This window comes from Nocardia asiatica NBRC 100129, from assembly GCF_000308415.1.
Lineage (GTDB): Bacteria > Actinomycetota > Actinomycetes > Mycobacteriales > Mycobacteriaceae > Nocardia > Nocardia asiatica.
The window spans coordinates 1-15,019 of sequence record NZ_BAFS01000462.1; the positions used below are offsets into that span (position 1 = coordinate 1).

The 15,019-nt window shown below is 66.2% G+C and carries 13 protein-coding genes and 2 pseudogenes; 13 read left to right on the forward strand and 2 right to left on the reverse strand.

Annotation, left to right across the window (positions count from 1 at the left end; genetic code table 11):
* Positions 1-1,141: replication-relaxation family protein (locus ON27_RS40505; RefSeq protein WP_169334574.1), on the reverse strand; the 1,141-nt coding region annotated here is incomplete at its 3' end.
* Positions 1,142-1,677: 536 nt separating this feature from the next.
* Between ON27_RS40505 and ON27_RS35785 the strand changes: the two genes are divergently transcribed.
* From ON27_RS35785 to ON27_RS35815, 9 genes and pseudogenes are all read left to right on the forward strand, one after another.
* Positions 1,678-2,346 carry a hypothetical protein gene (locus ON27_RS35785; protein WP_043737879.1) on the forward strand — a complete coding sequence of 223 codons (669 nt, stop codon included), beginning with the start codon at positions 1,678-1,680 and terminating at the stop codon, positions 2,344-2,346.
* 104 nt (positions 2,347-2,450) lie between these two features.
* Complete coding sequence (locus tag ON27_RS35790) at positions 2,451-3,404, forward strand: TRM11 family SAM-dependent methyltransferase (RefSeq protein ID WP_082393303.1); 954 nt, start codon at positions 2,451-2,453, stop codon at positions 3,402-3,404.
* Positions 3,405-3,533: 129 nt separating this feature from the next.
* Complete coding sequence (locus tag ON27_RS40510; RefSeq protein WP_156371217.1) at positions 3,534-4,010, forward strand: hypothetical protein; 477 nt, start codon at positions 3,534-3,536, stop codon at positions 4,008-4,010.
* Positions 4,011-4,144: 134 nt separating this feature from the next.
* A complete protein-coding gene (locus tag ON27_RS46050) occupies positions 4,145-4,744 on the forward strand; it encodes an NUDIX domain-containing protein (RefSeq protein ID WP_082393302.1) in 600 nt (199 codons plus the stop codon).
* On the forward strand, positions 4,716-5,225 hold the full coding sequence (locus ON27_RS35805) for an AAA family ATPase (protein ID WP_043737884.1): 510 nt from the start codon (positions 4,716-4,718) through the stop codon (positions 5,223-5,225). Before ON27_RS46050 ends, ON27_RS35805 begins: the two co-directional genes overlap by 29 nt.
* Positions 5,226-5,505: 280 nt before the next feature.
* Positions 5,506-5,940, forward strand: coding sequence for a GNAT family N-acetyltransferase (locus ON27_RS42165; RefSeq protein WP_068049986.1), 435 nt, complete (start codon positions 5,506-5,508; stop codon positions 5,938-5,940).
* Between the two features lie 64 nt (positions 5,941-6,004).
* Positions 6,005-7,111, forward strand: coding sequence for a DUF4238 domain-containing protein (locus ON27_RS42170; protein ID WP_157227746.1), 1,107 nt, complete (start codon positions 6,005-6,007; stop codon positions 7,109-7,111).
* A 128-nt stretch (positions 7,112-7,239) separates the two neighbouring features.
* Complete coding sequence (locus ON27_RS35810; protein WP_043737886.1) at positions 7,240-8,148, forward strand: IS5 family transposase; 909 nt, start codon at positions 7,240-7,242, stop codon at positions 8,146-8,148.
* A gap of 223 nt (positions 8,149-8,371) precedes the next feature.
* Positions 8,372-11,387, forward strand: a pseudogene (locus ON27_RS35815) (Tn3 family transposase).
* Between the two features lie 19 nt (positions 11,388-11,406).
* Here the strand turns inward: ON27_RS35815 and ON27_RS35820 are convergent.
* Positions 11,407-12,054, reverse strand: a complete 648-nt coding sequence (locus ON27_RS35820; RefSeq protein WP_043737888.1) for a TetR/AcrR family transcriptional regulator — start codon at positions 12,052-12,054, stop codon at positions 11,407-11,409.
* Positions 12,055-12,242: 188 nt separating this feature from the next.
* On the opposite strand from ON27_RS35820, the gene ON27_RS35825 reads away from it, so the two are divergent.
* The 4 genes and pseudogenes from ON27_RS35825 to ON27_RS45235 all read left to right on the forward strand — a co-directional run.
* Positions 12,243-13,766, forward strand: a complete 1,524-nt coding sequence (locus tag ON27_RS35825) for an MFS transporter (protein WP_210747209.1) — start codon at positions 12,243-12,245, stop codon at positions 13,764-13,766.
* The gene (locus ON27_RS35830; RefSeq protein WP_043737890.1) at positions 13,763-14,206 is read left to right on the forward strand and encodes a universal stress protein; all 444 of its coding nucleotides are present in this window, start codon (positions 13,763-13,765) and stop codon (positions 14,204-14,206) included. The genes ON27_RS35825 and ON27_RS35830 overlap by 4 nt, the downstream gene beginning before the upstream one ends.
* Positions 14,207-14,227: 21 nt before the next feature.
* The gene (locus tag ON27_RS35835; protein WP_051047383.1) at positions 14,228-14,755 is read left to right on the forward strand and encodes a PaaI family thioesterase; all 528 of its coding nucleotides are present in this window, start codon (positions 14,228-14,230) and stop codon (positions 14,753-14,755) included.
* Between the two features lie 138 nt (positions 14,756-14,893).
* Positions 14,894-15,019: pseudogene (locus ON27_RS45235) on the forward strand (recombinase family protein); the annotation flags it as partial.

Here is a 15,019-nt window from a genome sequence, read left to right on the forward strand (position 1 = left end):
CGCCAGATCGGCCAGCGCGGGTAGTCGGCTGCGAGGTGGTGAAGGCGGTCTCCGCCGCGGGAGTACCTGTTGAACCCGACCGCCGCGGTGCGTGCTCGCCAGTGATCTCGCCGTGCCGTGTGGTGTTGTGCAGGCCGACAGCGAGGATCGCCGAGCCGAGCGGGCTGAGGGCGTACTGCCACGGCGGCACACCACGACGCCCCACACCGGGGCGGGTACGACGGCAACGGGTGAGCACCCCGCGACGGGTCAGCGCCGTCAGCCTTTTCCGTGCGGTGTCGACGCTGGGGAACAACAGGTCGGCGACCTGGTCGGCACTCAGACCCTGCTCAGCATCGAGCAGCCGCAGCACTTCCAGGTCCCGCTCGGTGAGTCGCTGTCGCTGCGCGGCCACTTCTGAGCCCTGGTCGTCGGCCGAACAGGACAGGAGTTGCAGGGCGCGGTGCTCGACGGTGCTGGTGCGTGCCGGATCGGTGGCTGCCGTGCGCGCGACCAGCCAGTCGAGGAGATCGTGTTCGCCTCGCTGGCGGGTCTTGCGCAACGCCCAGTGCGACAACCCCGTCGAATCGCTTGCCAGAGAGGTCACCGACCGCCCCTCCAGCCGGGTGGCGGCGATCAACTCGGCGACCTCGGCGGTAATCACGTTCTCCGCGACCGCCTCGGCGAGAATCTGTTCGGGATGCCCCGCCGGGGCCCACATCACCTGCACCGGTTCGTCCGCTCTGGTGTCGATGTCGGCTCCAGTGCCGACATCCGCACCGGGCACGGGGGCAGCGGCCTCCCGCCGCACCCAAGCCCGGCCACCACGGAACAGCGCCCACCGCAGTCGGAACCACAGAAACGGGCGCTCGACATCTATGCGCGGCAATTCGGCGAAGAACTCGGCCAACAGATCGGCCTCGATGTCAGCGCGGTCCTCGCGCCGGCGAGGTCCGAACACGCTGGCCATCCCCGCCAACATCGGTGCCGCCATCCCGGCACACGCCAAGGCTGCATCCGAACCGTGGGTTCGAGACCGGCCGATCAGCCACACCCAGACCGCATCCACGGTCTCGATCGGCAGCGCCGGGTCCGACAGCACCTGCCGCAACTGGCCCCAGGTATCGACCTGCCTGCCGAGTCCCGATACCTGATTCCTCACGACAGGTAGCGGGTGATCGGCTATCCGGTCGAGCGCCGACCGCACGACCGCCAGCGGCGAAGCTTCCGCATGATCCGGCCTCTCCGCAGAAATACTGTAATTCGCATTCATTGCCATTCCCCTTGCTCGAAGCGTTGATAAATCCGACTCGGCAAGGACACAGAACGGCCGCCACCAAAAAGCCTCCGAATAACCTCCAAACGACCTCGAGATGACCTCCGGCCGATCACCGATCAGCCGGATTCGACCACACGGAACCGGTACGGGAGCTTGAGCGCGGTGCCGGGAAACTGCTATCTACCAGGGGTTGTGTACGTTTGGTGGCGTTCCGGTGGCGCTGTACACCGCGCGAGAAGCTTTCGGGTGGACCGTCGAAAAATTGGCGTCAGATGTGGCGCTCTACAACTGTGGATATCGAAGATCGATCAGTCGATTTGCATAGTTTTCGGGACGGTTCGATGTCCAAAAACGGCGAATTCGTGAGGAGTTGACCAGTGCACACATCCCATGCACTGGAATCGACAAGGACCGCGCCGATGACCGAACACACCCCAGTCCGCCGCCGTCGCCACACCGGCTCGTCCGGCTCGCGCCGCGCTCCGGCGGCCGAGGTTCCCTCAACCATCTGGGCCTCCGGAACCGACCCGATCGACCCCACCGACCAATGGCCGACGCCGATCGTCTCCCGCGCCGTCACCGAGTTCTCCCGCCCCGGAGACCAAGTGCTGCTGGCGCCCCCGGCCTCAACCGCCCCCGACACACCCTTCCCGACGCCGGACACTGCCGACGTGCTCGCCGTGATCGACAGCCTCGGCCGCGACAGCCTGATCGAACGCCCCGATGCTCACCAACATCGGCCACCGCACGAAGGAGCTGTTGCCCTCGTCCTGGCCAGCCTGCTCGCTCCCGAGGCCACATCACCTTCGGCAGTCGACGAGATCGTCGCGCTCGCCGCAACCCGGTTGAACCCCGGCGGCGTGCTTGTCGTGTTCACCCGCTGCACGCACACCCGCGACGGTGTCCTGCTCGATCCGACCGGCTGGACAGTAGCCGCCGGTCAGGCCGCCGACCTGCTGTTCCTTCAGCACATCGTCGCCGTCCCGATCGCGGGCGACACCGTCGCGGCACCCGGACTCGACAACACCGGGCACGCCCGCACGCACAGCATCGTGCATACCGATATCACCGTTCTTTTGCGCCCCTGATCGCCGCAGTGGCCCTGCCGTACTGGGCCCCGCCGTACGACGCTGGGCACACGATGGCGGCATGTAGCTCCTGACCACCGAATCTCGAATCGAGGCACCTTTCGATGACCGCAACCCACAAAACGGAGAACAACATCGCCGCGGTATCGGTATGGCCGACCGCGCAGGCCGCGCCCGCTACTCAACGCACCGGCCGCTACCACCCCGACAGCGTCAAACACCCCGCGAAAATGCTGCCCGCCATCGCCGCCCACGCCATCGAGGCATACACCCACCCCGGGGACCTGGTCCTGGACCCGATGTGCGGCATCGGCACCACCCTCGTCGAGGCCCTGCACCGAGGCCGCCGCGCCATCGGCGTCGAATACGAAACCCGATGGGCCGACCTCGCCCGCACCAACATCGACCTCGCCTACGGTGCCGGCATCGACCTCGACGCTGCCGTCTACCAAGGCGACGCCCGAAAACTTCCAACTCTGCTTCCTGCCGACCTGCGCGGCCAGGTCGACCTCGTCATCACCTCACCCCCATACGGCGACTCCACCCACGGTCACGTCCGAGTCAAGCCCGGCGAAGGCGTCCGCAAGTACGACCACCGCTACGGAGCCGTCCTCGACCGCGGCAACCTCGCCAACGTCGGCATCGGCCGGCTCCTGACCGGATTCACCAGAATCCTCACCGGCGTCGCCGACTACCTCAAACCCGGCGGACACGTCGTCATCACCGCTCGCCCCTGGCGACAGCACGCCGAACTCATCGACCTACCCACCCACATCACCACCTGCGGCACCCTTGCCGGACTCACCCCCGTCGAACGCTGCGTCGCACTCCTCGGCCGCCTCGCCGACGACGACATCATCGCCCGAAGCAGCTTCTTCCAGCGCGACTTCATCGTCAAGAACCGCCGCGGAGGGCTTCCCGTTCACCTGATCGCACACGAGGACGTCATTGTGCTCGAGCGCAGGGACGTGCCAGATTCGTTGCAGCTCAAGCAAACTCATCCAAACCGGAGTTTGGTGTCGACGGCTGCCTGGGTCGACCGCAAATGGGCGGCATGAACTACGAGAATAGCCACGCGGGAGAACCGGGTTCGCCGGAACCCGGTTCTCCCTGCCTCCGGAAGCAGGTCTCGCGAGGCCGTGGCCGTGCCGGAATGGACATCGCCGCCGCGTTCTAGGATCAAGCCAGTGGGGAACGTTGTAGAAACCGCTGAGCTGGCCTCGTCATTGACAAGATGGCTCTCCGAAGTCCGGGTCACCGGCCTGTCCGCGCGGGAAGCGACAGCGTTGATCACCCAACACACGGTCCGGTGGGGGCACGCCAACGGTTGGACGGTCGACCTCGAGCGAGAGGCATTGATCGCCAGGCGTACCGGACGGCGGATGTACCACGGCCATTTGGACGTCTTCTGCTGGCGCGACGACCATTTGCCGTGCATCGCCATCGAGATCGACCGCTCGAACAAGCGATGGTCGGTGGAGAAGCTGCTCGCCGAGGCCGACACCGGCAACATCGCACTCTGGGGGCGCTGGTACGGCACGACACGAATCGCCGTGCCGGACACCGTCGGCCTCGTCGACATCAGCGCTACGGCAGGGTTCGAACGCCCCAGAAAGGAAGCCCGCCGGAGGGAACGGCGAGCGCCCGGCGCACCCGGCGCATGACCACCCTGCCGCGTCAACCGGCCATCTGTCCAGGCTGGTGTACCGGCAGGCCCGGGTTGGTGAACCGGAGGCGGGGAGCACCGAAAGGGCAGGGCATTCCGAGGTGTCGCAGGGCGTGATTATGCTCGCGCGACATGGAGCCCGCCACCGCAGCCATCGCTGATCTTGTTGCCGCGATCACGCCTATCGACGAGGTTGAACAGCAACACATCGAGCAGACACTGGCCTGGCTCGCCCAAACCAATGACATCTTCCGCCGAGTTCCACCAGCGACTCCACCGCAGCACTTGGTCGCGTACGTGGTCTTGGTCGACCCCACCGAGCGCGGCATCTACCTCGGTAGACACCGCAAATCCGGTCTCGAACTCCCGATGGGCGGGCACCTGGCTCCCGGCGAAGACCCATGCACTACGGCGCGGCGGGAAGCACGCGAGGAACTCGGGTTCGACCCGAGATTCGATGTCGTTGGGGATAAGCCCCTGTTCCTGACAGTGACTCCCACCGTCGGCCCCACCGCTGGCCATGTTGATATCTCTCTGTGGCATGTCGCTCGGGGTGACCGGGCCCAGCACTACGACCTCGATCCCGCCGAGTTCGACGGGGGCCGCTGGTGGGACCTCGACCCCACGGCCTGCCGAGCACCGATCCCCACCTCCCACGCTTCATCCGCAAGCTCGACACCGTCCTCCAACCCGCTGCCGCTCGATGACTACGCTGGTCGTCATCCGCGGTAATTCCGCGTCGGGCAAATCGACCGTCGCCGCCGGCCTCCAACGTCGCTTCGAGCACGGCCACTGCGCGGTCATCGGTCAGGATGTAGTGCGACGGCAGATTGTCCGTGAGCGCGACGAGCCCGGCGGGTGGAATATCGAGCTGATCGAACATATCGCGACACTGTGCCTGGCCCGTGGGATGGTGACGATCGTGGAAGGCATCCTCGACGCCGATCGCTACGGGGCGATGCTGCACCGTCTCGCCGACACCGCCGGCTGTGCACTCCACTACGGCTTCGACCTCACCTTCGACGAAACTCTCGCTCGCCATGCCGGCCGGCCGCAGGCCGCAACGATTCCTCCTGACCAGATGGCCGAGTGGTATCACGGTTGGCAACCCCTGTCCTACGTTGAGGAGGTCCGCATCGACTCCAGCTGGAGCCGCGACTCCATTATCGAGCGGATTCACACCGACATCCTCGCCACCGACCGACTCCGCTGACGGTCAAATGAGGCGCGGCAGGCAATATTGGATTGCCTGCTGGCGCAGTGAGTCCTGATCGTTCTGTACATGATCGTGCGCCGCCTGACCGCCGACGGCTGGCAGACAGCCCGAACAGTGCGCCTCGACGCACTCGCTGGTAGCCCCGCAGGCACCTTCTCCACCACCTACGAGCAGGCACTGGCTTGGAGCGTCGACCAGTGGAAGCGCTGGACCCGGACTCGGGCGATGTTCGTCGCTGAGGAGCACGACACAGTGCTCGGATCCGCCGCCGTGCGCGTTGCAGGAAACGGACGAAAAAGTTGTCCGCGCCGCGCATCTCGAATTGGCCGAGGGCGATAGCTTTCCGTTTGCATTGGGTCTTGAACCCGATATGAGCTGGGCGGACTATCTCCGCGCCCGGGAGGAACAGCGGCAGGGTGCCAATCTGCCGGATGGCATCGTGGCCTCCACATATCTGCTCGCAACTGTTGACGGCCAAGTAGTCGGTCGAACCTCGATCAGACACACCCTCAACGAGGGCCTACGTCGACGAGGCGGGCACATCGGGTATGCCGTGCTGCCCCAGTACAGGCGGCGTGGGTACGGTGGCGCCATTCTCCGCCGCAGTATCGTCGTTGCCCGGTCGATCGGTATCGACCGGATACTGCTCACCTGCGACGATTCGAATCTCGGATCGCGACGGATCTTCTCTGAACTGTCTGGGCTTCATTGACTGCCAGAGTTCGTCGCACTGCCGAATTGAGTCGCTCGCGGCTGCGCGACCTACAATGCAGACTGTGACTACCGTCAATCGTTGGCTAACCGACGTCGAGATCGAAAAATCCAAGGAAGAGACTCGTAAAAACGCCCAAACCACATTCCGACACCACTACGTGCCAAGAATGTATCTCAAGCGGTGGACTACCGACGGTAGCGGGGAAATTCAGGTCACAAACGTTGACACCAAAGAATCAAATTGCGTACCCATAGAATCGACAGCCGTCGAGGATAACTTCTATCAAATATCGGCACCCGACATCGATGCCGACGCAAATCCAGACATGTGGTTCGAGACCCACATGGGACGCATAGAGGGCCGGGCCGCGAACTGGCTTCGCGCGCTCGACGGTCAGCCCGATGGGAGGATCAAGGATAAAAACCTAATCTCCAACCTAGCCGTATACATCAGCCTACAAAGCCAGCGCACCCAGCGTGGGCGACAGACCGACGTGGGCATCGACGCAGCAGTGAACCGTTACGGAGCCAGCCATATTCTGAACATTACCGGCCTGCTTCCGATCTTATGTCGCGAGTACGGCATTGAGTACTCAGAAGCGAGACACCAGGCTATCGTGAATCAGATACTCGCCAAGCGGGCCGTCAGCAGCGAAACCAAGCCCAAGGCAATCGATGCAGCCATCGGCGCCTGGAAGAACGTTCTCGCCCCGCTGATTGAAAACGATCGAGACTACTGGCTGGCAAGCTCCACAGGCGATCTATTGACCTGCGATGAACCCGTACTCGGAATTCCAACGAAGCGAAACACTCGCCAGTTTCCGGTCTCGATAAGAAATTCTGAAATAATTGTATTTCCGATCAGTCCTAATCGACTCCTAATTCTGAGCCGGAAGAATGTGAAGATCAAGCCCCCGTTCGAACTATCTTCGACTGAGGCAAAGTTTCTAAATCGCGAATTCTGCTACAACTGCAATCGGCTGGTTTTCGAAAAAAGCGGAACCTCGATCGCATCGCAGATTCAGATCCCCAACTACCCAGAGAAGCAGGACTGGTCAAGTAGCATCACCTCCGCTCCGGAGTTCGCTCGCGCCGTTCTCCTGCCGACCCGATGGACCGACGCGCCCCATTCGCCGCAGTGGCCCTTATCTCGATGGACCACTGACTAGGCCGCGTTTCATAAGCCCGATGGTGTGGGGACGGAACCCGTTGTCCGGGTTGAGAAGTTGGTGATATGGCGAGGTCTCCGGTAGTTGGTTGAACGACCAAGCACAACCGGAAACCAACCGGAGACCTCGTGAACAGCGTAACGGCAACGTGCCGTGCGGATCTGACCGATGCTCAGTGGGCGAAACTGGAACCGCTACTACCTGCTGGTATGAAGCCGGGCCGGCCACCGCGGTGGTCGAAACGACAGTTGATCGACGGGATCCGGTGGCGGATCCGGACCGGCAGTCCGTGGCGTGATATTCCGAGCGTGTATGGGCCGTGGCAGACGGTGTATGGGTTGTTCCGCCGCTGGCAGCGTGACGGCACGTGGGAATCGGTGCTGACCGCACTGCAAGCCCACGCCGATGCGGGCGGTGAGATCGAGTGGACGGTGAGCGTGGACTCCACGATCGCCCGCGCGCACCAGCATGCGGCGGGTGCGCGCCGCGACTTCGCCGGCCAGGTCGAGGCGGCGGGTGGTTTCGACGACGAACCCGCTGACCACGGGCTGGGACGGTCGCGGGGCGGGTTCACCACGAAGCTGCACCTGGCCGCCGACCAGGGGCAGCGGCCGCTGGCGCTGGTGGTCACGCCTGGTCAGTGGGCTGATTGCCCACAGTTCACGACGGTGCTCGGCGATATACGGGTGCCGCGGCTCTCGGTCGGTGGTACCCGGTCGCGGCCGGATCGGGTCCTGGCCGACAAAGCCTATTCTTCGGCGGCCAACCGTGCTTACCTGCGGAAACGCGGGATCAAGGCAACCATCCCGATCAAGGCGGACCAGGCAGCGCATCGTGTGGCCAAGGGCAACGCCGGTGGCCGGCCGCCGGCGTTCGACCCTGGTCTCTACAAACTCCGGCACGCCGTGGAATGCACGATCAGCCGCCTCAAACAGCACCGCGCTGTCGCCACCCGCTACGACAAACTCGCTGTCCGTTACCTGGCCACGGTCCGCGTCGCCGCAATCAACCTGTGGTTATCCGGCCAAGGCTTATGAAACGCGGCCTAGGAGCACGATGCGGACACCCTGGCCACCGGAGTCGGCGGCGCTACCACCTATCGATCCCCTAAAGGGGTAGCCGTAGCATCCGCCGAAAATCAGGCGGATATGGCGTAGCCGCCTGGTAGGCATCGGGTTTCGGGTTCGGCATGCGCTGTCGGCTGGTTGGTGCTTGGCTGCCGGTGTTGGTGTTGGTCGGCGCTGGTGGAGGCTGGGGTTCGTGGCGACGCGGATGTTCGCGGACGAGGAGTTGGAACGTCTGCGGGGATTCCCGGAGATCAGCCGCGAGGAGCTGTTTCGATACTTCACGCTCACGTCGGCGGATCTGGCGTTCGTGGATCCGGGCCGCGGCAGGGGACCGGCCGAACGGCTGGGCTTGGCGATCGCGTTGTGTACGCTGCCGTGGCTGGGATTCGTGCCGGATCGGCTGGTCACGGCCCCACCGGGGGCGGTGGCCCGCCTCGCCGAGCAGCTGCGGGTCGACCCGGTGGTGATCGGTGCCTATGGCAGGCGAGCCAAGACCCGCACCGAGCATGTGCGCCTGGCCGCGCGGTACCTGGGATGGCGTGCGGCCGGTGCGCTGGAGTTCAAGGAGCTCGACGAGTTCCTGCTCGCGCGGGCGATGGAGCACGATTCCCCGACTCTGTTGTTCCGGCTGGCGTGTGAGTATCTGATCTCGGCGAAGGTGATCCGGCCGGGCCCTGTCACCGTGGTGGAGCGGGTCGCCCACGCCCGGCACCAGGCCCAGACCGAAACCTATGACCGGCTCGCTCACGAGTTCACTGCGGCGCGGTGTGCGGAGTTGGACGGCTTGCTGGTCACGGACGCGTCGCTGGGGATCTCGCGGTTGCGGTGGCTGTCGACCGGGCCGGTGGAGGCGTCGGCGGCTGCGGTCCGCGCCGAGGTCGACAAGCTGGGGTTTCTGCGGGGTTTGGGTGCTGATCGGCTGGATCTGTCGGTGCTGCCCGCCGAGCGGCGCCGGTTCTTGGCCACGATGGGCCGGCGTCTGAGTCCGCAAGCCCTGGAGCGTCGGGATCCGCAGCGCCGGTATCCGATCCTGCTCACGGTGCTGGCCCAGTCGGGCACCGATGTGCTCGATGAGGTCGTGGTGTTGTTCGATCAGGCGATCTCGGCGAAGTTCGGTGCCGCCGAACGGAAGATGCAGCAGCAGCTGGCCGAGCGCGGCAAGACCGGCGAGGACCGCCAGGCGCTGCTGGACGATCTCTTGGAAATCGTCACCGACCCGACGGTGGCTGATGAGGAGATCGGCGCGCTGATCCGCGGCGAGAAGATCGGGTGGGAGCGCCTGCGCGCGGCGATCGCCCAGGCCAAACCCAGGTTGCCGCGTGATCACGGGCATCTGGCAGCGCTGGATTCCTCCTACAACTACCTGCGCCAGTTCACCCCCGCAGTGCTTGAAGCGGTGCGCTTCGCCGGCGGCACCGCCGCTACCGAGCTGCTGATCGCGGTGAACATGCTGCGCGAGCTGAACGCGACCGGGCGGCGCAAGGTCTTCGACGACGCCCCGACCGGGTTCGTGCCGACGAAATGGCGCGGCTACCTCGACGAGGCCCGAAAGACCGGTAGCGCCACCGCGTACCGGCACTACTGGGAATTGTGCGTACTGCTCGGACTGCGCGACGGGCTGCGCAGCGGGGATGTGTTCGTGCCCGGCTCGCGCCGCTACGCCGACCCGGCCGCCTACCTGATCACCACTGGGCAGTGGGAACCGCAACGCGGCGAGTTCTGCCGCCTGGTCGGGCGATCCGCCGATCCGGGCGTCGCGCTGGCGGCCGTGGTCGCCGAACTGCACGATGCGGTCGGTGAGCTGGAGGCGGTGCTGGCCGGCGGGGACGGCCCGGTCAGGGTGGACGAGGGCGGGGATCTGGTGATCTCGCCGCTGAGCGCGGAAGATGTTCCCGCCGAGGCGATCGCGCTCAAGGCCGAGCTGACCGAGATGCTGCCGTTCGCGCCGATCGTTTCCTTGTTGATCGAGTTGGACAAGCGCACCGGCTACCTGGACTGCTTCACCCACGCCGGCGGCCAGGCCACCCGGACGCCGGAGCTCAAACGCAATCTGATCGCGGTACTGCTGGCGCACTCGACGAACCTGGGGTTGACCCGGATGGCGCAGGCGTGCGGGATCACCTACGACATCCTGGCCTGGACCGATGAGTGGTATGTGCGCGAGGAGACCCTGCGCGCGGCCAACCTCGTGTTGATCGGCTACCATCAGCGGCTGCCGCTGACCGCGGTGTTCGGTGCCGGAACGCTGTCGTCGAGCGATGGGCAGCGGTTCCCGACGCGTGGGAAATCAACCACGGCCAGGCCGTTGAGCCGGTATTTCGCCAGCGAGGGCCTGTCGACCTACACCCATGTCACCGATCAGCATGCCACCTACGGCACCAAGGTGATCGTGGCGACCAAACGTGAAGCCCATTACGTGCTCGATGAGATCCTGGGCAATGCAGCGGATCTGCCGATCACCGAGCACGCCACCGACACCCACGGGGTCACCCTGGTCAACTTCGGGTTGTTCGACCTGCTCGGGATGCAGCTCTCGCCGCGGATCCGGGATCTGGGCCGGATCACCCTGTACCGGCCGGGCCCGCGCGCGCAGGCCGAGGCCCGGTTCCCGCACGCGGGCCCGCTGATGACCCGCAAAGCGAATCTCGGGTTTGATCGCCGAGCACTGGGACGATCTGCTCAGGTTGGCCGGATCGTTGAAGTTCGGGCACGCCACCGCGTCGCTGCTGGTCGGCAAGCTCTCGGCGTCGGGGCGGCAGAACACTCTGGCCGCGGCGCTCAAGGAGTACGGGGCGCTGCGGCGCACCATCTACGCCGCGAGGTACCTCTCCGATCCGGACTATCGGCGCAAGATCTCGCGGCAGCTCAACAAGGGCGAGTCGCTGCACGCGCTGCGGCGCGACCTGCTCTATGCCCATAAGGGGATGATTCGGGCACGCCATCTCGAGGACCAGACCGAGCAAGCCTGGTGCCTGACCTTGGCGACCAACGCTGTGATCGCTTGGACCACGGAGTATTACGGGCTCGCTGTCGATCAGATGCGTCGGGCCGGGCAGCGTATCGATGACGAGGTCCTGGCCCACATCAGCCCGGCCCACAGTGCCAACATCAATTTCTTCGGCGCGATCGAGGTCGACATCGACGCCGAGCTGGCCCAGCTGGGCCCGACCGGGTACCGGCCGCTGCGGGTGCGTGACACCTTGTTCTGACTGCGCGGCCGATCTGTGGTTACGGCCTGCCGGTGCCGGTCGGGCTGGTTGATGCGGTGGCTGTTGAGTGAGCGGTGAGGAAGTTGTCGACGAGCCGGGCGCAGTCGTCGTGGTCGATGGTGCGTAGTCCGGTGAGGCGGGCGAACACGATCGGGCCGAGGAGTTCGATGATGGCGAAGGTGGTGTCGAGTTCGCCGAGTGTGGCGCGGGCGTCGGGGCTGGTGAGGATCTGGTCGAACGGTCGGCGGTATTGCTCGATGACGCGGGCGCGTAGTGAGGTGAGCGCGGCCGGGTCGGTGTGGTTGTCGTCGATGGATCCCATGGCCAGCCAGGCCAGGGTGGTCATCTGTACCGGGGCCTGTTCGATGAGGTCGGCTTGGGTGGTGAGCAGCGTGAGGAGCTGCTCGCGTACCGGGGTGGTGCCGGTGAGGGCGTCGACGTGGGGGAGCAGCCGTTCGAAGGTCGCCGCGAGCAGATGGGTGGTGCTGCCGAAGTGCCGGTAGAGGGTGGCGCGCGCGACTTTCGATACGCGGGTGACCGCTTCGACGGTGACCGCCTCGACACCGCCGGTGGACAGCAGATGGGTGGCCGCGTCGAGCAACCGGTTGCGTGAGCGTGCCAGCCGCGGATCGGCCTGCTCGTCGTCCGCGGGGTGCGGGTCGGTCATGGACGCGTGTTCCTCCGGATTCGTGCCGTGCGGCTGTGGGTGTGAGTGGACTCTATCCCACACCCCGACCCCTATGATACGAATGGTCTCGCACAGAGACTATCGGTCTCTAAAGTCGGGAGGTGCCGGTGGACACGCCTGGGACGGACACTGTCGAGATCGCCCGGTGGACCCGGGCCGAGTGGTGGATGCTGACGGTGTCGTGCCTGGCGGTGGCGCTGGTGGTCGCGGCGATGGCGGCGTTGTATTCGGCGTTGCCGCAGATCGCGGTCGCGACCGGGGCCACCCAAGCTCAGCTGACCTGGATCGTCGACGGCTACACACTGGTGCTGGCGTGTCTGGTGCTGCCCGCCGGCGCCGTCGGTGACCGTTACGGGCGACGTGTGGTGCTGGTGGCGGGATTGGTGGTGTTCGCCGCCGCCTCGGCGCTGCCGCTGCTGCTGGACGAGCCGGTGTGGCTGATCGCGACGCGCGCCCTGGCCGGGGCGGGCGCGGCGCTGGTGATGCCCTCGACGCTGTCGATCCTGACCGCGGGGTTCGCCCCTGTTCATCGCGGCCGGGCGGTCGGGATATGGGCCGGGGTCGCCGGATCCGGGGCGGTGCTGGGGATCCTCGGTGCCGGGGTGCTGCTCGAACGATGGTCGTGGCCCTCGGTGTTCGTCGGGTTGACCGTGGCCGGGACGGTGCTGGCGGTGCTGGCGTGCACCATCGCCGAATCCCGCCACCGTGAGCATCCGCCGGTGGACTGGGTCGGCGCGGGCACGGTGGCGGTCGCGGTCGCCGCGATCGTGTTCGCCGCGATCGAGGTCCCCGCACGCGGCTGGGCCGACCCGCTCGTCGCCGCCGCGGCCGGGATCGGTGTGGCCGCGGCGGTGGCGTTCGTGGTCGTCGAACTGCGCAGCGCGGCGCCGCTGCTGGACGTGCGGTTGTTCACCCGCCGCGGTTTCGGTGCCGGGTCGCTGTCGGTGACCATCCAGTTCCTGGTCACCTTCGGAGTGTTCCTGCTGCTGGTGCAGTACCTGCAGCTGATCTTCGGTTACGGGCCGCTGGCCTCGGCGCTGGCACTGGCACCGATGGTGGTGCCGCTGGTCGCGATCTCGGTGATCGCGCCGTGGCTGTCGAGCCTGGTCGGATTACGGGTGATGACCGTGACCGGCCTGCTCACCATCGCCGCCGGGCTGGTGCTGGTGAGCCGGTTGACCCTGGCCGCAAACTATCCCGACCTGCTGTGGCCGCTGCTGATCATGAGCGCGGGCCTGGGATTGTGCACCGCCCCGGCGACCTATGCCATCGTCGCCGACACCCCAGAGGCCAAACACGGGGTCGCCGCCGCGGTCAACGACGCCGCCCGCGAGATCGGCGCCGCGATCGGGATCGCCGTGGCCGGCAGCGTCCTCGCCGCCGGCTACACCCACCGCATCCAGCCCGCCTTGGCCCGGCTACCCGAGCCCGCCCGCGGCCCGGTCGCCGATTCCCTGGCCGCCGCCCTGCAAGTCGCCGACCAGGCAGGACCGGTAGCCGCGCCGCTGGCCGAGTTCGCCCAAGCCGCGTTCGTGCACGGCAGCGGCCAGGCCGCGCTCGCACTGGCCGCCCTCACCACCGCCACAGCGATCGTGCTGGCCGTCCTGGCCCCCGGCCGCACGCCACGCCCGCACATGAGAACCTCTCCCCCCTCCTCACACGCCTCTCCTCGTGAAAGACGCCCGTCATGACGGCCTACCACACGATCATCGTCGACACCGACGGATCCGACCGCTCCTACCGTGTGGTCGAGCACGCCGCAGAACTCGCCCACGCCACCCACGCCCGGCTACTGATCGTCTGCGCTCGCCACCGCATCGACGAACACACACCCAAGGCCCACCTCGACCGGCCCGGACCCGAGACCTCCCCGCTGCACGGCAGCACCCCCGCCGACACCGTCCTGCGCATCGCCCACCAGCACGCCCTCGCCCACGGCGCCACCGACGTCGACACCCACATCCTGGACGAACCCGCCCTACCCGCGCTGCTGCACCTGGCCGCGGCCACCGCCGCCGACCTCATCGTCACCGCCAACCCCCACCGGTCACCACTGCTGGCCCAGCTGCTGTCCACCCCACCGATCGAGCTCGCCCGCAAAACCCACTGCGACATCCTCATCACCGCCTAAACACACTCACAGAAAGCACCCATGACCGAGAACACACCCAGCACCCACACACCCGAGCCCCGCCAGGTCCCGGACTGGATCCCCGCCTTCCCCGTACACGCACCCGACTCCGCCGACCTGCCGCCCCACCACGACCACTGCCTCGGCTGCGGACCGGCCAACCCCCACGGCCACCAGCTACGCGCCCGACGCGACACACACGGCGTCTACGCCCACCACCGCTTCGACTCCCGCCACGTCGGCGCCCCAGCGATCGCCCACGGCGGCGCGGTCGCCACCGTCCTCGACGAACTGTTCGGACTCCTGCTCTACACCGTCGGGGAACCCGCCGTCACCCGCCACCTCGCCATCGACTACCTCGCCCCGATCCTGCTCGACACCCCCTACACCCTCCGCGCCCACATCCACTCCCGCGACGGCCGCAAACTCCACCTGAAAGCCACCATCGAAAACGACCACGCCCACGTGGTCACCACCGCCACCGCACTGTTCCTCATCGTCGACGTCAACCACTTCCTCACCCCACAACAAACCCCCACACACCGATAACACCCCCTGACCTGTTCCGTAACCCGATCGTCCACCGGAACACCACGCAGAACGAACATCGGCCCAGCACACCGGTGTTCCGTAGAGGTGTTCCGCAAACTGTGCCGGTCAACCCCCGCCATCTGGAACACTTTCGGCATGGGTGAGCCGTTCCGCATCGGATACTGCCGCTGCTCCACCGACGAACAAGACGTCGAGATCCAAACCGAACAACTACTGGCGCTCGGAGCGCCGCGCGAGCGGATCTTCATCGACAAAGGGTTC